The sequence below is a fragment of the Acetobacter sp. DmW_125128 genome, assembly GCF_008704325.1.
Classification (GTDB): Bacteria; Pseudomonadota; Alphaproteobacteria; order Acetobacterales; family Acetobacteraceae; genus Acetobacter; species Acetobacter oryzifermentans.
The window spans coordinates 44,776-67,660 of record NZ_VHOP01000012.1 but is presented as its reverse complement, the minus strand read 5'-3'; the positions used below and the strand labels follow the sequence as shown (position 1 = coordinate 67,660).

Below are 22,885 nucleotides of genomic sequence, written 5' to 3'. Positions count from 1 at the left end.
AGCCTACCCCCTGACATGCTGAGCCCCGAACTCGGACACTACGCCCTTGCGCTGGCCTGCGTGCTTGCTGCCATACAAGGTATTCTCCCCCTTATGGGTGCACGCCGCCGCGATGTGCGGCTGATGGCATTGGCCCCCGGCCTTGCCATTGGCCAGCTTATTGCACTGCTAACCTCTTTTCTCTGCCTGGTTTACGCCGCTGTTACGGATGATTTTTCTGTCCAGAACATTGCGGCCAACAGCGCGGTTTCCAAACCGCTGCTGTATAAAATTACCGGCGTGTGGGGGAACCACGAAGGCTCCATTCTTTTATGGGCGCTTATTCTGGGCTTATGCGGCGCGGCTGTTGCCGCTTTTGGGCGCAACCTGCCTTCTGCCCTGCGCGCCCGCGTTATTGGCGTGCTGGGGCTGGTGGCCACCGGGTTTGAGCTGTTCTGCCTTACCACGTCTGATCCATTTGCCCGTATCTGGCCTGCGCCTATGGATGGGCAGGGCATGAACCCCCTGCTGCAAGACCCCGGTCTGGCTTTCCACCCACCTATTCTCTACACGGGTTATGTCGGCTTTGCCGTGCCGTTTGCTTTTGCCATTGCCGCTTTGCTGGAAGGCCGGGTAGATGCCGCATGGGGCCGTTGGGTGCGCCCGTGGGCTGTGGCCGCATGGTGCTTCCTAACCTGCGGAATCGCAATGGGGTCTTGGTGGTCTTATTACGTGCTGGGTTGGGGTGGTTACTGGTTTTGGGATCCGGTGGAAAATGCCTCGCTCATTCCGTGGCTAACAGGCACCGCCCTTATTCATTCCGCCATTGTGGTGGAAAAGCGCGAAGCCCTTAAAATCTGGACAGTGCTGCTGGCTATTGGCACGTTCTCGTTCTCGCTTTCCGGCACATTCCTTGTGCGTTCGGGCATCCTGAACTCTGTGCATGCCTTTGCGAATGACCCTGCACGCGGGGTGTTTATTCTGGGCCTGCTGGCTGTGGTGATTGGTGGCTCTCTGGCGCTATTTGCTTATCGCGCGCCTTCGCTTACCTCCGGCGGGCTGTTTGCCCCGGTCTCGCGCGAAGGGGCATTGGTGCTGAACAACATTTTGCTGTGTTCGCTCTGCGCCGTGGTGCTAACGGGCACAATGTATCCGCCGTTTATGTCCCTGCTGTTTGACCGCACCATTTCTGTGGGCAAACCGTTTTTTGATGCCACCACCATTCCGCTGGCGCTGCCGCTTTTCATCTTCATGGGGTTTGGCCCCATGCTGCCGTGGAAGCGTGCGCAGATTTGGCCCATTTTGCAAAAGCTATGGATTGCTGCTGTTATCACCGCCATTGCTTGCGCCGTTGCAGCCTTTCGCCTTTCTGGCGTTCTGCCAATTCTGTGCGCCGCAGCTTCTATATGGATTATTACATCCACCATCACGGATGTAGTAGAACGCGTGCGCTTGTTCCGTGCGCCGCTTGCCACAAGCATTCAGCGTGCACGTATGTTGCCCCGCGCCATTATTGGCACCGCCATTGCACATATTGGCGTGGGCATTACGGTGCTTGGGCTTTCCGCCATGTCTCAGGCCCAGCATAAAATTGTGGAAGTGCCCATTGGCACTACAGAACATCTGGCTGGGTATGACTGGACACTTACAAACGTAAAGCAGGAACCGGGGCCAAACTATACCGCCATGGTGGGCACGTTAGAAGTGCGGCGCAACGGGCACCTTATAACCGTTATGCACCCTTCCAAACGCAGCTTTAATACGCAAAACCAGACCACAACCGATGTTGCCATCCATACCAACCTGCTGGCAGATCTGTACGGTGTACTGGGTGACAAACATGGGCCGGATAGCAACCCAACCTACGTACTGCGCTTACACTATAATCCGTTAGCTCCGTGGATGTGGCTGGGTGCGCTGGTTATGGCTTTTGGTGGCGCGCTTTCCCTATCTGACCGGCGTGTGCGTGTGGGTGCGCCGCAGCGTGCCAAATCTTCTGCCGAAATGAGTGCAGCATCATGAGCAATTCAGAAACACCCCCCAATGCTTCCCGCCGTCGGCTGCTTATGGCTTTGCCATTGGCAGGGGCTGGCGTAGTTGGCGTTGCGTTTTGGAAAATGCTTTCCGGTATGGAGCATGGCTCCTTCAACCCGCATGATATCAACGCGCCAGTGCTTAACCGGCCCGTGCCAGATTTCACGCTGCCAGATCAGCCCCCCATGCAGGGCTTTAACACGCAGGACTTACGCAACCTGACACAACCTGTGCTGGTGAACTTTTTTGCATCGTGGTGCATTCCCTGCCTTGCGGAAATGCCAACCCTGATGACACTGAAAGACAAGCTGACCATGTGGGGCATTGCCTACAAAGACAGGCCAGAAAATGCGGAAAACTTTCTTAAGCATTCCGGCAATCCGTTCTCCCGCCTTGGGAGTGACCATGAAGGCCGGGTGGGTATCGAATGGGGTATTTCTGGCGTGCCAGAAACATTCCTAATCGGCCCCGGTGGTGTTATCCGCTGGCACACCGCAGCTCCCCTTACGGATGACATTCTAAGCCAGACACTTCTGCCTTTGGTTGAAAAGTTGAAAACGCCATGAGCATGCGCCGTTTTCTGGCTGCCTCCTGCGTTGGGTTCTCCCTTATTGCGACACCTGCTCTGGTGCTGGCGGTGGATGACCCCATGGAAATGCTGCCCAACCCCCAGGATGAAGCGCGGGCTGAAGCCATTGGCTCCCAACTGCGCTGCCTTGTTTGCCAAAACGAATCTATCGAGGACAGTAGTGCTGGCTTGGCGCGAGACCTGCGCCGTGTGGTGCGTGAACACGTTGCCAAGGGTGAAAACAACCAGCAGATTATGGACTGGATGGTAAACCGCTATGGCAACTTTATCCGCCTGAAACCTGCGTTTTCATTCAGCACCTTGCTGTTGTGGTGCATGCCAGTTCTGGCGCTGCTGCTGGGGCTTGTATCGGCCCTTATCTTTTATCGCCGCCGCGCGGCTGCTCCGCCCTCTCCACCACCACTCACAGAAGAAGAAAAAGCCCGGCTGGCCCAGCTGACAAAGGATAAGGATAACGCCCCATGATCTGGCTTTCCATTGCCCTGCTCAGCCTGCTGGCTCTGGCCCCCGCCTGCGCCACATTATGGAAACGCACCCGCACCGTGCGGGATGAACGCAGCGCCGCTCTTGCCCTACACGAAGCCCAATTGGCGGAAGTGGACCGTGACCTGACAATAGGGCTGATTGCCCCAACTGAGCACGAAATTGCACGGCTGGAAATTCAGCGTCGCATTCTGGCGGCAGATAAAGCACCATCCTCCGCCGATAACTCTCGTGCCGCCACAGCAGGTTGGATTGGCCTTGGCCTTGCACCTGTGCTGGCGGTGGGCCTGTATCTAACAAATGGCGTGCCTTCCCTGCCTGCCCAGCCACTTGGCCCACGCCTTGCGGCCGAGCATATGCAGGACACAAAAAATGATATGCTGGTTGCCCGCCTGAAGCAGACATTGGCTACCCTACCACCGGGTGACCCTGCGCTACGCCAAGGCTATCTGCTTCTTGGGCAGGTTGAAGCCTCCCGCGAGCATTATGCAGAAGCCGCAGATGCGTGGAACCATGCTCTGGATATGGGTTTTGATGCCGAACTGGCCGCCCGCACGGCAGAAGCCATCACGCGCACTAACCATCAGGTTACACCGCAAGCACTCGCACTTTTCCGCAAGGCGCTGGATGCGGCCCCACAGGATGCCACATGGCGCAGTGCGGTGCAGGCACGCATTGCGCAAGGAGAGCACGATCAGGATAATCCCTGATCGGCGTTCCTCATATTATTTTAAGCGTTAAAGGCCGCTACCTTCTGGGGCTATAACACGGCCCCAGATTTCTTCCTTCGCCCGCCGCTGGGGCGGACGGGGCTGGCAGGAAATAAAATACAGCCCAACTACAAAAACAATATTAGAAAACGCATTAAACCACATGGCCGAACTGAACGTTACCGGCGATGTAATGGCTTGATAAATCACGTAAAATGTAAATGGAATAGAGATAATGCGCACGCTAATCAGCATGTAACGCAAAGGGTTGGCCTTGCCCGGCTGCACCAATACGCGCAGGCGGCTCAACCCTATAAAAAATGTAACGCACAATGCCCATACCAGCACGTTAAAGATCATGTTTCCAAAATCGTTCATGCCGGTTACAACAAACACGGCAATAATGGAAACAGCAGACAGCAACAAAGAGCCAAGCTGGCAGCTCATCCCCACTTCAAAAGCGGTGAGACGTTCTGGCAATTTATCTGCCAAGGGCTGGCAGACTTCATCCAGCAGCCAGCTATCCATGCGTTTAATACGTTCGCCCAAATCCATGGCGTAATTCTACCGGATTCATACGCAGGATGCACGCCTTCAACACATGCGCATTTCAGGCGTGCAGAAAATGTTACGCCTGTTTGGTTTCTGCTCCGGCTTCTGGCAGCACGCCCTGTGGGGTTTGCTTATCCACTGCGGCAGGCAGAAAATGTGCCAAAGCCGTCAGCACCGTATCTGCAGGCAAGCCTGTTTTTGCGATCAGGTTATGCACTATATCGCTACCCAGAATGGTTTGAATTTCATCTGGAGTAGCAGGCACGTTGCCACCTTGGCTAACCCATGAACGCACTTTATCACCCAGCCCGGCCTGATCTGCCCGCGTAAGCAGCGCCTCCAGATTCTGCGGCTGTAGCAAAGACTGCAACTGCTGCTGCAATGCCCCCTGCACATCCACGCCCAAAGCGCTTTCTACTTTACCAAGAATGTTTTGAAGGAAATCAGACATCGCGCCTACTTTCGTTTATCTTACCGCAACTGCGAACATAATATTCACAGTATTTTTCTATCTGGGAACATGATAGCTTATATGCGCAAGATTTATAAATAATTTCTGATCCCACGCGCGTTCATCGCCGGAAGACTGATAGCTGATATGCGTCTGAACCCACAAGGAAAAAGCAGGGAATCAGGCTACCCTGTGCGGCGTTCCCCCTGTTTTTCGTTGTCAGGATAAAATAGTCGCCGTGCCCAGTCTCCCTATGTTTATCCTTGACCGGATCGGCCCCCTGCGCAATTTCCGCCCCCTGCACCGGCCGGGTGAACGCGGGAAGTTGCCTCTTGCCTGGTTGATCTCTCCTACACCTGCCGCCATCGGTTTTGCCGTGCGCACCACTGCCGCAGCCCTGCTTGCGTTGGTGATTGCGCTGTGGATGGAACTGGATGACCCGCAATGGGCGGCCATGACCGTATGGATTGTGGCGCAGGGCTCTCGCGGAGAAAGTCTTTCCAAAGCCAGATGGCGTCTGGTGGGCACGGCCATAGGGGTGGTGATGTCCATTACCCTTATTTCGGCCTTTAACCAGAATGCCTGGCTGTTCTTCCCCATTCTGTCTATTTGGGTGGGAACATGCTGCACCATGGCCACATTGGTGCGTAACTTCCGTTCCTACGCACTGGTGCTGGCCGGTTACACCACAGCCATTATTGCCATTGGCGCCATTCCGCACCCAGAAAACGTGTTTATGACGGCCATGTCCCGCGCATCTTATATTGTGCTGGGCATTGTGTGTGAGGGCACGTTGGCAGGTCTGTTTGCCCATAATCTGGCTGAAACAGCCCGCCGCAATATGCGTGATAAACTGCGTACGGCACTTTCCAACGTATCTACCTCTGTTTCCAGCCTCTTGGCGGGGGATGAGGAAGCACTGGTGCGTTCGCGCGCCATGTTTGGCCCGTTGATTTCGATTAATGACCAGATCGAATTCTCCGAAGTGGAAATGGGCCCGCACGGGCATGAAGGTGACCATGCACGCGCTGCACTGGCAGCCGTTTCTGTGCTGCTTTCACGCGGTTTGGGTATGGCTGTGCGCCTGCAATATGTGCAGACAGATCAGCCCGCTTTCCGTGAGACAGCAGCCCATGTGAGCGAGTTTCTGACCACCGTTCCCAACCGGCTTGATTCTGATGAAAGCGTGCAGGAACTATTGCATGATCTGCAATTGCTGCGCGCTGAATGCCATCAGCGTGTGGTCGATGCGCTTTCGCAGGAAATTGACACGGCGTTTGATGACAACCCCGCAAATGATACGGACATTCCCGCCCTGTTGGATGGCCGCATTCTGCACAACGCGCTGGATGAACTGCTGGGTGAACTGGAACAGGCCATCCGGGAATATGATGCCAGCCAGCACTTTATCCGTGGGGATCACTTCCACTTCCGTTTGCAAGCCCACGTAGATAAGCGCGAGGCCATTTATAATGGTGTGCGTGCCATGGTGGCCATTACGGCTGCCGGGCTGGTGTGGGAATGTACAGCGTGGCCCGCAGGTTTGGGCTTTATTACCTTTGTGGCCATTGTTTGCGGGCTGTTTGCCACGCGAGAAAACCCGGTTGTTGCCTCATCACAATTCATGATCGGTGGCATATGGGCGGCTATTGTCTCATTCTTTCTGGTGTTTCTTGTACTGCCGACACAGGCAGATTACGAAATGCTGGTGGGCACGCTGGCCTTGCCCATGATTGCAGGCGGCCTGGCAGCCCGTAACGCGGGCACAGCTCTGCATTCTGCCGCTTATACGCTGTTGCTGCCAAACTTTGTGCACCCGCTCAACCAAGGCCGCCAGAACGAAGTGGCGTGGTTTAACTCCACCGCGGCCGTGTTGTTGGGCGTGTTTTTTGCCGTGCTGATTTTCCGGGCCGTGCTGCCCTTTAACAATAATGCAGAACGCTGGCGCATGCGCCGCACTATGCTGCATGATTTGCGCACACTGGCATCTGCCGAGCCCATGCCTGAAACGCGAGACTGGATTGGCCGCAATATTGACCGGTTTGCCCGCCTGATCCGCCATGCAGGCCCCACGCCTTCCCCCACCATTGAAGGCTGCTTGCAGGGCACGCTGGCTGCCATGACTATCGGGCTCAATATTATCCGTTTGCGCACGCTGCTTAAACGCAACCAGATTCCACCAGCAGCCAAACACGCCATTGAAATTGTTATGAAGCGTATGAGCGGCTTTACCGGCAAATATGGCCACACGGCACACGCAGCAAGGGTTGCAACATCTGCCCTGCGCCGCATGGAAGCAATGGAGCCCAACATTTCTACCCGCATCGAGCTTACACGCGCCATTGCCTACCTGATTGTGGTCTCGCACGAGTTGGATGCCAACGCTGTATTTTTGGATGCTTCCAAGCCCTACCGCGCTGTGTAAACGCACCTATAATCAAGCTGTTAAAGAGCCGGGCTTTTGTTCCGGCTCTTTTTTTGTCAGATGCTCAAGAAGTTGTTATAACAATATCTTCAATCTGGGGCGTCTGGCTGCGTGGTTTCATTTTCATTTCCATTACAATGGTATCGCGGCCTGCATGCCAGAATACACAGTGGGTCTTCCTTCCCGCTATCATGGCTTATTGCCCCAGCCCCGGCTGATCTTGGCTTTGCCCTGCGCACCACCGTAGCGGCATTTATTGCTCTTAGCTTGGCATTGTGGATGGAAATGGACAGCCCCCAATGGGCCGCCATGACCACATGGATTGTGGCGCAGAACTCTCGCGGGCAAAGTGTTTCCAAAGCCAAATGGCGGTTGATTGGCACTTGTATTGGCGCTGTAGCTGGTATTGCATTTTTGGCTGCTTTTCCGCAGGAGCCGTGGCTTGTTTTTCCCTTTCTGGCCATATGGGCTGGGGGTTGCTGTGCCATTGCAACATTTCTGCGCAATTTTCGGTCTTATGCGCTGGTTCTTGTGTCCTTCACTACCACTATTATTGTGCTGAGCGCCGCCAACCAGCCTGACAACGTGTTCATGATCGCGCTTTCCCGCACCACCTACATTACGCTGGGTATTGTGTGCGAAAGCCTGCTGGCTGCCTTGTTTGCCCCACGCCTTGAGCACGTAGCCCAGCAGGAAATGCGAGAGCGCTTGCTAGGAGCCTTGCAGGGGGCGTGCTCTGGCGTGCAAGGGCTGCTGCGCAACCAGCCCGATGGGCTACTACGCTCCCGCGCTTTGCTGGGCAGCATTCCATCTCTGGCAGATCAGACAGAGTTCAGTGAAATTGAAATGGGCCCTCACAACCATGCGGGAGACCACGCACGCGCCAGCCTGAACGCTGTTTCCGCTTTTTTGGCCCGCGGGATGACACTGCATATTCACATGCAAGCAGCCTCCCCTGTACCACCAGATTTTCAGCACGCTATTGATGATATCTGCACGCTTCTCACGGTATTACCGGCAGAACTGCAACAAGATGCCACCATAACGGCAGCAACACGGGCACGTGCCCAAATCCGGCTTTATCGCACCCGCAGCCAAAAACGTGGCATAGACCGGCTGGTGCGGTTCCAGCTTCTGCAACAGCAAGATGCCCCCACCACCCAACAGCAACGGCGTGATTTGCTTGAAGGGCGTATTCTGGAATCTGCCTTGGCCAAATTGTTGATGGAACTGGATCTTGTTCTGGAGCACTTTATTGCCACCCAAATCCCCAGCAAGTCTGATCACTTCCGGTTTGACCGTCATCCTGCAAAAGATGTGCTTCTAGCCACCAATAACGGCATCCGGTCTGCCGCAGCCATTTGCGCGGGTGGTTTGTTATGGGAAGTTACGGCATGGCCCGATGGCTCTACCCTTGCCATGTTTGTGGCTGTTACCAGCACGCGCTTTTCTTCTTTTGAAGATCCGGTACATGCGGCCAGCGGCTTTTTCCGTGGCGCGGTATGGGCGGCTGTTATTTCCTTTATTCTCTGTTTTGTGGTGTTGCCGCAGCAGTCTGGGATAGAAACGCTGCTGGCATCACTCTTTTTCCCCATGTTGGTCGGTGGGCTGGCCTTGCGCGCCCCCGGCAGCATTGCAGGCACAGCAGCGGCCTATAATAACTTCCTGCCTTTTATGGTGGGGCCAGCCAACCATAACCGCATGGATGAGCTGACATGGTTTAATACCACCCCTGCCGTTGTTCTGGGTATTGGGTTGGGAATATGGGTTTTTCGGCTTGTGCTGCCATTTGATGCGGCCGCAGAACGCTGGAGGCTGCGCCGCAAAATGGTGCGTGATTTACGCCTGATGGCCAAAGGCCGCCTGACATTTACCTCTGCCCAATGGATAGCACGTTCGGGGGACAGGCTTGCGCAGATTATCCGCCACGCTGGCACCCACCCGAATGCCCTGGTGGAAGCCTACCTAACAGGCGCCATGAGTGCGATGACAACTGGTTTGCTTATTTTACGCCTGCACAATGTGCTGTCTCACAAGCTTTTATCTGCCGATCAGGGCCAGCAAATTGCGCATGTGCTGGAAACAATCAGCCACATCAAAGGCTACACACAAGCCCCGGCCCTTGCTTCTGCCCACGCCATGCAGGCCCTTTTGCCAGCGGCCATGGTTGAACGAAACCTATCCCAACAAATAGACCTTGTGCGGGCCATAGGGGCGCTGGAGGTGTTGCGGCATGAGTTTACAGCCCATGCCGCATTTATGGATATCACCCAGCGCTTTCACCTTGCTGACGCCCCGGAGCGACTGGCAGCCTAACCCCCCTTTAGTGCTGCTCCACATCATGGAAGCGCGTGTAATCCACCGCAATGCGGCCATCTGGGCGAGAGACCACAATATCTACAAACCGATGGTTATTGCGCACGCGGTCAAACCTGTAAGCTGTTCTGGCAAACACTGTTTGGCCCAAGGCCTCATCCGTGCCGGTAACTGTTACAATAATTTCGGCTTCCTCGGTTTCCAGTTCCGCCATTGTTTTACCGTGTAAGGGGCTATCCGGCCCGATCACATGCGCCATTACAAAGGCAAACCGCAGCACGGGCACATGAGATTGCACAAGTAATAGCTGGTCAAACTTGCGCACCAGATGCCCATTTTCTCCCATAACCAAGCGGGAAAGTGCTACTTCTACATCCACAGAAAGAATGACGCTGACACGCAAATTGGCAATACGAATACACAGCGCGGGAATACCACTTTCACTACTGACAACAGCGGTATTACTGAACATGATGCGAGCACGTGGCCGGGCAAAACGGGCAAAAAGCAAGCCGGTTGCCACGGCTGTTAACATCATGCCGATAAACACTTCCAACGAGACAATGGCATTGGCGTAAATGCCAACAGGTGTCATACCCCCGTAACCCACGGTGGAAAGTGTTTGCACACTGAAAAAGAACAGTGAAAGCAGAGTATGCTGGCCGTCGCTCGTAATCTGGTTTGGTGCCACCATATACAGCAACGCAAATATAAAATTGATAAGCAGGTAAGAAAACACAGCCACAGCCGTAAAAGCAGGCCAGCTTGCTGTAAGGGCGTGATGGTACAAATCTGTCCATACGCTATCCTTCAGCCCCACACGCACAACATCGTGGTGGCCTTTTTCTTCCACCAGCGCATGCGCTCTAAAACGCTTAGCGGCTTCACGCGTGCTTAAAGAAAAACGCCTGCTTTCCTTCTTTTTCTGCGCTGCAGAAGACCCACCCACATCCTCTAACGGTGTATGGCGAATTTCCTTATCTATCTGGCTTTTCTTCCTGTAATTGCGCAATAGTCTTTTCATAATCACCGCTCCACGCACCGGCCCGGTATGGGAATGCGCCCTGTGTTGCGGTGATACACGGCACAGCGTTAGCGTGCCTCAACAATTCTGCATGGAACCCCTGCAAAATCCCGCTAAAAATAGATAAAAACGCTGAGTTTTTATGAAGATCGGGTTGCGTTTAGAAAACGTGCGGTTTTGTAGATAATCTTTTCAAAAAAACCGTTTTGCGCCCTCATGCTGCTGGGCGTGCCTATCACTTCTACCTGATCCAGATGCAGCACTGTGTGCCCAAGGGCTTGCACACGCACAAAACGCGCCATAACGGGTTTGGGCAAAACCACACGCAAGGGCGCAGAATCCGCGCCGCCAAAATGCATATCATCCCGTTTGGTAAAAACCGTATGCCAATCTGTGCCGTTATGAGAGACAAGAATATTCAACTGCACACAGCATTCTTTTTGATCTAGCCGATTGTACAGCACAACGTCCTGCACTCTGCACATCTGCTCCAGATCAACCTGCCACCACGGATCATCTTCAAAATCTGTATGAAAACCGTATCCGCCGTTTATCAGCCCATCGTTCCCACCAGAGGCTTCGCGCGCAGCATCATGAGACCATGACCATTGTGATACGGTGGACAACATGGCGGGCCGATGGCGGGAAAGAACGTGCCCGGTATCCTTGTTTAAATGAAACAGAGCCTGTTCCAGCCTATCAAGCACCTGCGCACTGGCTTGCGGGGGCTCACAAGACTGAAACGCACATACTTCTGGCCAGTATTGCGGATACTTTTGCTGCACATAAGCGTAGCCCTGCCGATAAAGGTCTGCAAAGCGGCTGTCCTGATAATCCAGATACGTGCCTTGCTGCGTGTAACCACCATAAGACCACGTAGCCCCTACCACGCCCAAACCTGCAATAAAGCGAAAATCATACTGGCTGATTTCGCCCAATGCGGAAGATCTCTGCTGCCCTACTGGGCGTGTATGTTCTACTGGGCTGGCATCCATAACCCATATATCGCGCCAACCCAGCATCATGGGCCAAAGCAGATCCAGCCCGAAGCCTGTGCCTGCGCGTGAAAAGCGGAAAGTGGGCAGTGCCTGATGCAAAAAATCGCGCTGCATGCATGGTGCCATAATTTCTGCAAACGTAGAGGCGCGCGCCACAAAATTTTGATTCTGCAAAGTAGAAAGATGGCTACAAAAAGAACCAGGCGTAAGTGCCGGAGCCGCCAATTTGGCTTTATACTGCCTGCACGCAGCAAAAAAATGGTTCCACGTTTCTGCCGTAGCCAACAGATCATCATCCGGGAAACAGATATAATCGTACTGCTTCCAGTCATCCCACTCTGTTAAAAAACGATACAGACCATCCCACTTATGGCCCGGCACTATCTGGCCGGGAAGACCTTGCATATCCACTGGCTGAAACGGACATAAAACCAGATCCCATTCCGGCACGGCCCCTTTCAGCCATTCTGGGTGCAGGGAGCGAGCACCACAGCGTGCAATAATCAGATTTCGCTGCATTACCCCAGCCGCTTACGCCTTACACGTTTTACTGTGCGTCTTTTTCTTCAAACGGACGCAGGGAAACACCTCCGGCATCTCGCGCCCAGGCTGCTGCATCATCCTCTGGCGGCACGTAATTGCCTTTGGTGATGGAACCATGCGCCAGTGTTTGCACATCCACCCGGTTCAAGCCGCTAGACTGCGCTGCCGCGCTTTGCGCTGCACGTTCCCACAACGCATGGGCTTTTTGCTGATCCCCCTGAGCAGAAGCAATACGTGCGGCAAGTGCAAGTGCCCGTGCCATATCACGGTAAGATCCATCATTACGCCGCAGATCAGCCGCCTGCACAGCTAAGGCTTCTGCCTGCTGTGGTGCGGATTGGCGTAACACACGGGCCTGAATTTCCGCCTGATCTGCCTGCTGTGTGGCAGAAAGCGGCTTTTTAAGGCTTGCAAGATAAGCCGCAGCTTTTTGCAGATTTGCGCTATCAGATTGCGCATCCGCAGCAAGCCCCAGCACCAAGGCAGCCCTGCCCGCCAACGCACTATCGGATGACTGCATGGCCTGTGTGGCGGATGATATGGCAGAACTGTAATGGCCCAGCCTGTAATGTGCAGCGGCTTCTACCAGATCAAGCGAGTACAACTGCGTTTGCCCACGCACACCAGCGGCCTGCCGTGTGGCCTGTGCGGTTTGCAAAGCTTTATCCGGCGTGTTTGCTGCCAGTTGCGCTACTGCCAGATCATACCCAGCCTCTGTTATCGCGCTAACATCATCCCGCAGCAAAGCCATATCTGCGGCTTTGCGATACTGCGTAACGGCCACAGTATAACGCCCCAGCTCAAAGGAATCTCGCCCGGCTGTCATGGCCTGATCCCATGCGGCATCATCCTGTGCGGTGGGTTTATCCTGCGCTGCACCGCCACACCCGGCCAATAAAAGAGGTAAACACAACACAGCCGCAGCGGGAGAAAAATACCTCATGGCCGCACCTGCTTAGGTGACAGACGGTTATGCCGTATCACTTTTTGTCCCCCCAGTAGCCACATGCCCCGTAGCTGGTCTGTTAGTTTTTCCAGCCCGTAAAGTGTGGTTTGCGCCTGCGCCAGCAATGCTGGCAGATCTGCGGTGCTGGCATCCAGATTAGCCGCAATACCCGGCAGATGCGGTGTTGCGCCCTTTAAATCGTGCGAGGCCCCTTTCAGGTTTGCCACTGTGGCATCGGTTTTGTTCATGATGCCAGAAATCTGGTTTTCAATCGGCTTCAGGCGGTCAATTACCCCATTGAGCGAAACAATAGTGGCTTCTGCCTGTTTGATCAGTTGATCATTCGTCATCAACTGGCCAACTGTGCCCTTGCCTGCGTGCATATCACTAATGGTGCCATCAAGCTGTGCCATCATGTGCCGTGCACTTGCCAGTGCGGGCATGATTTCGGCCTGAATGCTGTTGAGCGTAGCGGTAATCTGGTCTGCTGGGTTAGGCGCTGGCGTTGCGCTTACAACTGCGTAGCTCCAATCCATTGGCTCTCCATGCCCGCGGCTGAGATCCAGATAAGCAGCACCTGTTACAATTAACTGTTTGCGAATAATGGCCGAACTATCGCGCCGGATAAACGGCTTGGCCTGTGGATCCAGATCCACCAGCGCATACATGCTGCCAGACGGGTTGAGCTTAATGGAACGGATGGTGCCTGCATGCGCACCCATAAGTTGCACATCGCCCCCAACCGTAAGGCCACCCACGCCAGAAGCTGGCAGCACCACACGCAAGCGCGCTGGCGGGGTTAACCAATCTCGCAGCACACCGGCTTCAATCACCGCGCCTGCAAAAATAACAAGGCTGAGAAGAACAAGAAATCCAACCCATTCATCTGCATAACGCAGAGAAATAAGAGGTTTCACTTTCTGTCTTAAGCGGAGCTGGAACATTATGCCATCCGTACTGCTACTAGGCCATCCTCAGCAAGACGCCATGTGGAGGTAATACCCTGCCGGTAACTTTGCCAAACGGCATTGCTGCGCACCAGCCAGATTACGCCTGCCCCTCTATCCCGCGCTTCTGTTATCGAAGATAGGAAAGAGTTGTACAGTTCGGGCGGGCCACCCTCCAGCGGGTCTTCCAAAAGCAGCAAATGCGGCTGCCCCATAAAAGCCCGCACGCATGAAACGCGCGTAAGATCCGTATCAGAAAGCAAGGATGGGCTAATTGTAGGCACACCCGGCAAGCCAAAACTTTCTGAACGTCGCACAGCCTCTGCCACCAGATCATCCAAAGTGCGGGTGGTATGGTGCAACTGCTGCAAAATAATACCCAGATGCGTGGGCATAAACTCCGCCCAACTGGCCCGGCGCGTAATGCGCCCGATACGCCCGCGCAGTGCGTTCAGTTCCCGATCTTTCAGGTTTGCCCAATCCAGCCCCATAAAACTGACCTGTCCACTTTCCAGCTCCACCATACCGCTGCACAAATCTGCAAACATGGTGGCGCGGCTTGGGTCTCGCGCTTCCACAATCATACATTCACCGGGCATCAGCTTCATGTTGAAGGGCACTGGCGGCAGGCCGCTATCCTCAAAGGAAGGCACCGCCTTGTTTAATTCCAGAAGTGGGCCTGCTGAATACGCCTCCATCTTACAGATCCAGACTAAACAGAACGCTCACCATCATCACAATCAGCATCCCGCGGGAAAAGCCGCGTGGCAGCAAGGTGCGTAGTGAATCTTCATTGGTGGCGGTTAGGCCCGTCAGGCAGCCGCCAAGCCCCACAACAAAACCAACCATGATAAATTTAAGCGGAATAATGGCATAATCGGTTACAGACATGGCCGCAGCCACATCATCCAGAAATGTCCAGATCGGGTTTGTAATCACGCCAGAAATACGGCTCATGACATACCCGGTTATCAATGATGACATGGAAAACAGAATGCCCAGCGTAAACCCAGCCACGGTAAACGCCAGCGTACGCGGCAGAACCAGCAACAGAAACGGATCCATCCCGACAGACTGCATAGACCGCACCTGCCCGCCAATGGTCAGCAACCCTAGTTCTGTGGCGGACAGCATGCCATTGCGCCCCAGCAGCAGAATGCCCACCAGAATGGGTGCTATTTCACGGATAACCACATTGACCAGAATGGAGCCTGTCATTTTGGCAAGGCCGGTAAGACCCAACCAGTAAATAACCTGAGAAACGGCAGCCACCCCCGTAAGCATACCGGCAAACAGTGATGCACTCACACCCCCGCCGATAATGTTGTTCATGGTGGTTACAAATTCGTACCTTACCGTGCGGCGCCATGCGTGAGAACGAAAGCTCTCAAAAATAACGCCCCAGCCTGCCCCCAGAACAACCAGAAAAAACCGCGCCTGCCTGCGCACAAGCCGACCAATCCATGCCAGCTTTCTGCGTATCCATTCGTGCAGCGGAACACGCTTGGCAGGTTTATGCGCATCTGTTTGCAGGATCAGGTCTGGTTCATCATCCGACGGCAGATTGGGGCCGCCTGTTTGCTGGCTCCCGCTCATCGCCTTGCCGCCAATGTATAGGCACGCCCCAGCCCCAGATGCGGTGCAAAAAAGGAGCCACGGCTCCGGAACAGATACCTGTCACGCAACACGCCATAAACACGCTCTGTAACCTGAATAGTGCCGGGATCTGCCGCCCCCTGTGCCATCAGCTCAGCCAAAGAGACGGTTTGCCCCCACAGGTTAAACACCTTGGGTTCGTTCCCAACTGCGCCACCAAATGCCGGCCCATAATCAATGCCCATGGTAAACACTGGCTCCAGATCTGCTGCGGCCAGTGACGCCATGAAGATTTCACGCATTTTAAGCGCAGCATCTGCAATACGAACAATAGCTGTAACGTCTGGAGTTGGCAGGCAACCTGCCATGCAGATCATGCGATGGCCCGCCACTTCTACGGCAAACAGTTTTTCTTCCTGCGCGACAGACTGCACATCTGTCGCCAGTTGGTTGATAAGCGCGATCAGGGCCTCGGTTTCTTTTTCCCCTTCCACTACGGGATCTGAGAATGTGATGACCAACACAGCCACAGACGGATAAATACTGGCAGAATTAACGGCTGCGGCTTCTGGCGCCTTCATCAGTATATTATCAGATTTCGGCGCTGGCACATCCAGGGTGGCAACCTGCTGCCCGGCATCTACAATCTGGCTGGTCTGGTTATTGAGCAGTTGCACCTGTGCGGCAAAACGCAGGGCCGCTACTCCGGCCATAAGATCAAGGAAGTAAAGCAGATGCGGCTGAAGATGCGGATCTTCCAGCATAATCGCACCTTCCACCCCATGCGGGCCATGCACGGGGCACACAGCCAATGCTTTTGTGCCCAGTTCACGCATGGTTAAACGTTCAAACCGCGTGGTGCGCGGGTCTACGGCTGCATTTTCAACCGAGAACGCATTTCCTTCCTCTATCGCGGAAAAGAACGGCCCCAATTCTGTGCGGGCCATTTCAAAACCACCGGAATGTGTGTTTTGCGTTTGGTCATACGCATCTTCACACACCATAGCTGCACCATCATGCAGGAAACGCCAAAGCGTGGCACGCCGGGCACCTGTTACAAGCGTTAACTGCTCTGTCAGGCTAAGTGGTTCCACCGTGGGATCAAACAAACGCGGCGCAACAGCCACCTGCTGCACAGCAGAACTTTCGCGCTGGATCTGCTCTTTCTGTTTCCCCAACAGGCGCGTGCTGTATTCTGTCCGCCGCACCTGCCGCACCAGCAGCCCTGCAAGCACAAGAGAGAAAACCGTGATAATGGCCAAAAACTGCAAGCTCTGGTGGCTGCTTTGGCGTGCGAACGACCCGAAATCACTTTCGGGCGCGGCCATCAGCAAAATCCAGCTATCGGAATAGTGCGGCAAAGCTGCGGCAATGGTGATGTAATCCGTGCCATCCCACGTAACATGCCGTGGCCCAACACCACGCACTCGGTAATGATCATACCCCAACGCAAAAACCGGATAGGCATTGCGGTCCAGCACCATTTTATCTGGGCCCCACCCCGCGGCCTTGGCCTGCTGCGTGAGATTTTTACCGGCAATAAACAGGCCCTTGCTATCCACAATCATGGCGGAGCCAGTTTTACCAACTTTGATCTGATCCAGATAAGAGCTGAGCTCGTTCAGGGAAATATTGGTGGCAAACACCATTGTATGGCCAGCGTCTGTCTTGAACCGCAAAGAACTGGTCATGACAAACTGGCTGGTGGTGGGGAACAGGTGTGGCTTTGTCCACGTTACTTTATCTGTTGCGGCAGTATTTTTATACCAATCCCGCGTGCGTGGATCATACCCCTTGGCATCTTCTTCCGTTTCGGAAATTTTCTGCCCGCTATCATCCCAAAATGCGTGATGGAAATATGTGTGGCCGTTTTTTTCAATCAGGCGCACATGCTCCTGCACGCCTTTTTGCGCTGCACGGGCGATAAGCATGAAGTGCCCATCATCATCCGCCAGATAGAAAGACTGCAACTGCGGAATTTTCCGCAACATGGTGCTGCCGTAAGAATAAAAAACCTTGTCCGCCACCTGCGTAGGGGCATGCTCAATCATGCCCGAAGCAATCAGATTACCGTTTGCGGCAGGCTGAATATAATCTGTAACCTGCTGCACAATATACTGCTGCACAGCACCCATAAGCTGGTGCGTAAGGGTGGAAACACCTTCCTTGGTGGTACGGTAGGAATTTACGCCCACCAGCGCAATGGCCAACACGGCCATAACCGTAACAACAAATGGCAGAACAAGGTGCAGCAGAACCCTTCGGACAGAAGCATCGTGCTGGACTGTGGGATCTATGATCTCTTCAGAAGACACGAGATAAGGTTCCGCTGCTTTACCGGTTATTCAAAACCTGATTCTGGCCGACAGTTACAGCAAGCCGGCTAACCAACCGCGCTACTGCACCATATCAGGATGTATGAACCGTAATGTGCCCCGATAGATGGGGGTTGTCCACCCCGCACCTGTATCCTGTTTAGGGCATATCAGCCGACCAATTCAATCTCGAAACGTGTTGCAACACCCAAGGCTTGGCCCAGACGTTCCAGCCCGCGGCGCACGCTCTCGCCTTTTACGGCCACACGGGTAGATGTCAGGATCAGCACCAGCGCGTCTTCTTCCCATTCCAAGGATGTGCCTTCCAGCAACCGCCCCGCACCGCCGGAGAGAGAATAAGCCAGCCGCAGGGCCAGCCCCAGCACTACGGCGCTCTTCCAGTCCTGCTCACTCAACAATGCGCGAGACGTTGCCAGAAAAAGTGCCTGCTGATCTGCTGCGTAACGAATAGCCAACGCCAACGCCAACCATGCGCGGGAAGGATGGTCAAATCCACCACTCTGCACGCGCAAGATACGCCAGTACGTTTGCTCCGCCCGATATTCGGGGTGATCGTGGCTGCCGATATCAGACAGATAACAGACCAGATGCCGCAGGTATTTTTCTTCTGCCGTTTCCTCCGGCCGCAAAAAATCTGTCCACTGCATCAAGGCATAAGGAAGTGAATTGCTACGCCCAAAACGGGCACACATTTCACGCGCCACCACATCCATCGGGTTCTGGGCCAGAATATCCGGTGCAACCTTAAGCATGTACCAGCCCTCACGCAGGCCATCCACGCAAAAGACAATTTTATCCGGCTGCACCTTTTTCATCAGCCGCCGCAGCACCATGGCTGCAAAAGGCGTATCATCCAACCGCTTGCGTGGTGCACCCGGCAGACGTTCCAAACTACGGCGCGAACTGTTTTGCAGCCAGCCCGTCATCTCCCGCGCTTCCTGCACATCCATTGTATAATAGTGCACGATGTTGAGCGGATATTGCGTGCGCGCAATCTGGAGCCGCGCCAACGCACGAAAAGCTCCGCCTACCAGATAAAGTGTGCTGCCTTTTACCTTGGGCAACCACTCTACGCCGCCAATATCCTTATCTGCCAGCGTTTTGGCTTTATCCAGATCTCGGCCAGAACGATCTGCAAGCCGGATCATGCCCAGTGGCAGGGTTGTGGCATCATGCCGCCCCTGTGGCGTAAGGCGAATAAGCTCTAAAGACCCGCCGCCCACATCGGCCACCAGACCGGAAGCGCCGGGAATACCGCACATAACGCCAATAGCGGAATGATCGGCTTCTTCCTCACCAGAAAGAATGCGGATGGGCACGCCGGGCATGCTTTCACGCAGGGCTTGCACAAAAGCGGGCCCATTGCTGGCATCCCGCACAGCAGCAGTTGCCAGAATTTCAAACGGGTCGGCCTTCATGGCGCGGGCAATGGCATGGAAGCGGCTGAGCACTTCCTTTGCCATTTCCACGCCTTCTTCATTCAGCTTCCCGGTTTCTGTTAGCCCGCGCCCCAAACGCAGCACGGCTTTTTCGTTAAAAATGGGAAGCGGATTGCGCGAGCGCCCTTCAAAAACCACAAGCCTTACAGAATTGGAGCCAAGATCCACCACTGCGGAACGGCACGGTTGATCAGCTTCCATTAAAACCCCCTCCCCGTTTGCAAAAACTGGCTGCACAGTTTGGAACAACGGGGATGGGATAATCCCGACGCAAGAAAAAAGCTCATGATTTCAGACATCAATCTATCAGCAAGTCCTGTGAAGAGGTCAAAGACGCCGGGGCGCGGATTGGTGTGTCATGCGCGGCTGAGCCCCGTCCGGAAAGTGAAGGATGTGTCATAAACCATTCATGTGCGGAAAAAGGCCGGTTTCCGGGGTTTACGCGCCGCCATTCTCCGTTCTGCTCCAGCATCCATGATTGTAGGGTATCACGAATGTTGGACACCATGATCTGCCCCAAAACCTGCGCATGCACCGTGGAGTTGGTAATGGGCACCATGCTTTCCACGCGCCAATCCATATTTCGCGTCATCCAATCTGCCGAGGAAATAAAGACCTTGGCATAGCGCGATGGCAGACGATGTTCGTTACCAAACACAAAAATGCGCGAATGTTCTAAAAAGCGCCCGACAATAGATTTAATGCGGATGTTTTCTGAAAGACCGGGAACTCCGGGGCGCAGGCAGCAAATGCCGCGCACAACACCCACAATCTTCACCCCCGCGCAGGAGGCTTTGTACAGGCAATCAATCAGATCCGGGTCCACCAGCGCATTCATCTTCAACCAGATGCTGCCGGGCTTACCCGCTTTAACGTGATCAATTTCTTCCTGAATCAGTTCCTTCAACGTGCTGCGGATGGTGATGGGGGAAAAGGCAATTTTCTCCATCTGCGCAGGCATGGCGTAGCCTGTAACGTAATTGAACAGGCGTGCAGAATCCCGCGCCAATGCCGGATCACACGTAAAGAAGGAAAGATCTGTATAAATACGGGCCGTAATGGGGTGGTAGTTGCCTGTGCCAAAATGCGCGTAAGAGCGCACAAGCCCCCCTTCTCGCCGCACCACAAGGCTGAGCTTGGCGTGGGTTTTTAAATCTGCAAAGCCAAACACGACCTGCACACCCGCAGCTTCCAGCGCGCGGGAAAGGCGAATATTGGCTTCCTCATCAAATCGAGCGCGCAATTCCACCATGGCGGTAACGGATTTACCGGACTCCGCCGCCTCAATCAGCGCCTTTACAATGGGTGAATCGCGCGATGTGCGATACAGCGTCTGCTTGATAGCAATCACGTTGGGGTCCAGCGCTGCCTGCCGCAGAAACTGCACCACCACATCAAAACTTTCAAACGGGTGATGCACCAGCAAGTCCTTGGCGCGGATAGCGGCAAAGCAATCACCGTTAAAATCCCGGATACGCTCAGGAAAGCGCGGGGTATAGGGCGGGAACAACAGGTCTGGCCTGTCATCCACAATCATCTGCTTGAGATCCACCACGCCAATCATGCCGGAATGCACGGCAATTTCATCGGGCGGCAAATCAAGATCCGAGGCAATGGCTTCCGCCAGTTCCGTCGGCACCCGCTTTTCCATATCCAGATGGATAACAACCCCACGGCGGCGGCGCTTTAGAGCCGTTTCGTAGGAGCGGACAAGGTCTTCCGCCTCATCTTCAAATTCCACGTCGGTATCGCGCACCACGCGCAACACACCGCTTTCACCCACTTCCAGACCATCAAACAGACGGTCAATAAACAGGGTAATCAGGTCTTCCAGACGAAAGAAGCGCACCTTTGGCGGGGTTGTCGCATCTGCTGCTGGGGCAGGAGATGGCAGGCGGATAAAACGCTCTATCTGCGCAGGCAGCAGAATAAGAGCGTTCATGGCGAACAGGCCCGTATCTGCGTAAAGCAGGCGCAAACCCAGCGCCAACCCCATATTGGGGATAAACGGCAGCGGATGCGCAGGGTCCACGGCAAGAGGTGTGAGAACCGGAAACACCCTGTCCATAAAGATTTTGGCCAGATGTTCCTGATCAGCCTCTGTCAGCGCATCTGGTTCGCACAGCTCTACGCCTGCTTCTGCCAACAGGCCGCGTAGTTCTGTCCAGATTCGCTGCTGTTCACGCAGGAGGCGGGCGCAGCGTTCGCGCACAGCCTCAAGCTGCTGGGCGGGGGTGCGGCCATCGGGGGAAAGTTTGGTTAACCCCTCACGCACCTGCCCGACAAGCCCGGCCACACGCACGGAATAGAATTCATCCAGATTGCTGGCGCTGATAGATAAAAAGCGCAGACGTTCCAGCAGGGGGTTGCGGGCGTTATCGGCCTCTTCCACCACGCGCTGGTTGAAATCCAGCCAAGACAGCTCGCGGTTGATAAACCGTTCCGGCATTTCCAGAGTGATCTTCCGCTCTGCCGTTTTTCTGCTCTGCCGAGGTGGGCGGGTAGAAGGTTTTCTGGGCGCTGCTTTTCGGGCTGGTGAACGAGCTTTTACAGGGGCCTGTTCTTTTTTATCCTGCGCCGTCACGTTTCTTCCTTTCCTTGTGCTGCATCATGCGCCCCGTTTCCCGCCTTGGGGCAAGCAAAGCTTTACGCAAACGTAGGCAGCGCGAAAAGTTCAGCTCATCAATCTGGTGATGATTGTCATAAAACTGAAACATCACAACAGGCTTATAGCGCATATGTTCACTATTCTTCGCGCGCCAGCAGGCTTTCCAGCACATTGGCGGCCAAGGCGCGTGTAATACGCCCCCCCGATTCTAATGCGGCTTGATCCAGCATGGCTACACAATCGCGCATGGCACTTGCCCGGCGCGGCAGGCGGCGCAACAGCCACTCCGTTACCTGTGCGCCCACCACAATCTGGCGTTCAGCCAATAGCCGCAGCAAAAGGCGGTGTAAAAGCCCTTCCTCCGCCGGGCCTAACGGCACAGAAGCCGTGGCTCGTAGCCTGCTTGCCAGATCTGGCAGCACAACCGGCCAACGCGCAGGCGGCCTGCGGGCGGCCATAAGCAAAGCCACCCGCCGTTCCCGCGCCAGATTGATAAGGTGCAGAAGATCTCGCTCATTGGGCACTTTATCGGCATTATCCAATGCAGCGGCCCGAAACCCGCCATCTTCAAACAGCATTGCGGCTTCATGCGTGTTCAGGCGGCTGCCTTCCATAATGGGGGCGCCATAACGGCCCGCCCAAATAGAAAGAAGGTGCGTTTTGCCCGTACCACTTTCCCCCCAGAGGGCCATGCGGCCTTCTGGCCAACGCGCAGCGGCCTCGGCATCCAGCACCCATGCCCGTGCTGCGGCATTAGAGGGTGCCGCCACAAAGTCCGACCTTCCGAATCGGGGGCGATGCGCAAAGGGCAAGGCAATCTGTTCTGCCTCGGTGGCCTCATTTTGGCGCTTTTGCCCGCCCGAAGGCGCGTTTAAAGGGCTTTTTGTTTCATCAATCCGTGTCATGCCG

At 54.8% G+C, this 22,885-nt stretch carries 18 protein-coding genes; 6 read left to right on the top strand and 12 right to left on the bottom strand.

Annotated features, from left to right (window positions below; translation table 11 throughout):
* Positions 1-15 precede the first annotated feature (15 nt).
* The 4 genes from FKW19_RS05150 to ccmI are packed head-to-tail and all read left to right on the top strand — an operon-like array spanning position 16 to position 3,795.
* Positions 16-2,001: a heme lyase CcmF/NrfE family subunit gene (locus FKW19_RS05150; RefSeq protein WP_089178822.1), complete on the top strand. Its 1,986-nt coding sequence runs from the start codon at positions 16-18 to the stop codon at positions 1,999-2,001.
* Positions 1,998-2,579, top strand: a complete 582-nt coding sequence (locus tag FKW19_RS05145) for a DsbE family thiol:disulfide interchange protein (RefSeq protein ID WP_063353840.1) — start codon at positions 1,998-2,000, stop codon at positions 2,577-2,579. Before FKW19_RS05150 ends, FKW19_RS05145 begins: the two co-directional genes overlap by 4 nt.
* Entirely contained in the window at positions 2,576-3,067 is a 492-nt protein-coding gene (locus FKW19_RS05140) for a cytochrome c-type biogenesis protein (RefSeq protein ID WP_089178821.1), read from the top strand. The genes FKW19_RS05145 and FKW19_RS05140 overlap by 4 nt, the downstream gene beginning before the upstream one ends.
* Positions 3,064-3,795 (top strand): c-type cytochrome biogenesis protein CcmI, encoded by a 732-nt coding sequence (gene ccmI, locus FKW19_RS05135; RefSeq protein WP_006116090.1) that lies wholly within the window; start codon positions 3,064-3,066, stop codon positions 3,793-3,795. The genes FKW19_RS05140 and ccmI overlap by 4 nt, the downstream gene beginning before the upstream one ends.
* A gap of 27 nt (positions 3,796-3,822) precedes the next feature.
* Here ccmI and FKW19_RS05130 read toward each other — a convergent pair whose 3' ends face one another.
* Positions 3,823-4,350: a hypothetical protein gene (locus FKW19_RS05130; protein WP_006116091.1), complete on the bottom strand. Its 528-nt coding sequence runs from the start codon at positions 4,348-4,350 to the stop codon at positions 3,823-3,825.
* 73 nt (positions 4,351-4,423) lie between these two features.
* Positions 4,424-4,798: a YidB family protein gene (locus FKW19_RS05125; RefSeq protein WP_006116093.1), complete on the bottom strand. Its 375-nt coding sequence runs from the start codon at positions 4,796-4,798 to the stop codon at positions 4,424-4,426.
* Between the two features lie 238 nt (positions 4,799-5,036).
* Here FKW19_RS05125 and FKW19_RS05120 point away from each other — a divergent pair, with 238 nt between their 5' ends.
* Together FKW19_RS05120 and FKW19_RS05115 are read left to right on the top strand one after the other, a co-directional pair.
* Positions 5,037-7,223, top strand: coding sequence for an FUSC family protein (locus tag FKW19_RS05120; RefSeq protein ID WP_193561064.1), 2,187 nt, complete (start codon positions 5,037-5,039; stop codon positions 7,221-7,223).
* Positions 7,224-7,334: 111 nt separating this feature from the next.
* Positions 7,335-9,539 (top strand): FUSC family protein, encoded by a 2,205-nt coding sequence (locus tag FKW19_RS05115; protein ID WP_089178819.1) that lies wholly within the window; start codon positions 7,335-7,337, stop codon positions 9,537-9,539.
* A 7-nt stretch (positions 9,540-9,546) separates the two neighbouring features.
* Here the strand turns inward: FKW19_RS05115 and FKW19_RS05110 are convergent, their stop codons facing one another.
* The 10 genes from FKW19_RS05110 to FKW19_RS05065 all read right to left on the bottom strand — a co-directional run bounded on the left by FKW19_RS05110 (position 9,547) and on the right by FKW19_RS05065 (position 22,881).
* A complete protein-coding gene (locus FKW19_RS05110) occupies positions 9,547-10,581 on the bottom strand; it encodes an ion channel (RefSeq protein ID WP_089178818.1) in 1,035 nt (344 codons plus the stop codon).
* A 122-nt stretch (positions 10,582-10,703) separates the two neighbouring features.
* The gene (locus tag FKW19_RS05105) at positions 10,704-12,080 is read right to left on the bottom strand and encodes a discoidin domain-containing protein (protein ID WP_089178817.1); all 1,377 of its coding nucleotides are present in this window, start codon (positions 12,078-12,080) and stop codon (positions 10,704-10,706) included.
* Positions 12,081-12,108: 28 nt separating this feature from the next.
* Entirely contained in the window at positions 12,109-13,047 is a 939-nt protein-coding gene (locus FKW19_RS05100) for a hypothetical protein (protein WP_089178816.1), read from the bottom strand.
* A complete protein-coding gene (locus FKW19_RS05095) occupies positions 13,044-13,994 on the bottom strand; it encodes an MlaD family protein (protein ID WP_063353834.1) in 951 nt (316 codons plus the stop codon). The genes FKW19_RS05100 and FKW19_RS05095 overlap by 4 nt, the downstream gene beginning before the upstream one ends.
* Complete coding sequence (locus tag FKW19_RS05090) at positions 13,994-14,695, bottom strand: ABC transporter ATP-binding protein (RefSeq protein WP_150150600.1); 702 nt, start codon at positions 14,693-14,695, stop codon at positions 13,994-13,996. Before FKW19_RS05090 ends, FKW19_RS05095 begins: the two co-directional genes overlap by 1 nt.
* Before the next feature lies 1 nt (position 14,696).
* The gene (locus tag FKW19_RS05085; protein WP_006116100.1) at positions 14,697-15,593 is read right to left on the bottom strand and encodes an ABC transporter permease; all 897 of its coding nucleotides are present in this window, start codon (positions 15,591-15,593) and stop codon (positions 14,697-14,699) included.
* Positions 15,590-17,908: an adenylate/guanylate cyclase domain-containing protein gene (locus tag FKW19_RS05080; RefSeq protein ID WP_150150542.1), complete on the bottom strand. Its 2,319-nt coding sequence runs from the start codon at positions 17,906-17,908 to the stop codon at positions 15,590-15,592. Before FKW19_RS05080 ends, FKW19_RS05085 begins: the two co-directional genes overlap by 4 nt.
* A gap of 170 nt (positions 17,909-18,078) precedes the next feature.
* Entirely contained in the window at positions 18,079-19,569 is a 1,491-nt protein-coding gene (locus FKW19_RS05075; RefSeq protein ID WP_116100296.1) for a Ppx/GppA family phosphatase, read from the bottom strand.
* Between the two features lie 97 nt (positions 19,570-19,666).
* Positions 19,667-21,952, bottom strand: a complete 2,286-nt coding sequence (locus FKW19_RS05070) for an RNA degradosome polyphosphate kinase (RefSeq protein WP_063353831.1) — start codon at positions 21,950-21,952, stop codon at positions 19,667-19,669.
* Positions 21,953-22,113: 161 nt separating this feature from the next.
* Positions 22,114-22,881 (bottom strand): hypothetical protein, encoded by a 768-nt coding sequence (locus FKW19_RS05065; protein ID WP_063353830.1) that lies wholly within the window; start codon positions 22,879-22,881, stop codon positions 22,114-22,116.
* Between the last annotated feature and the right edge of the window lie 4 nt (positions 22,882-22,885).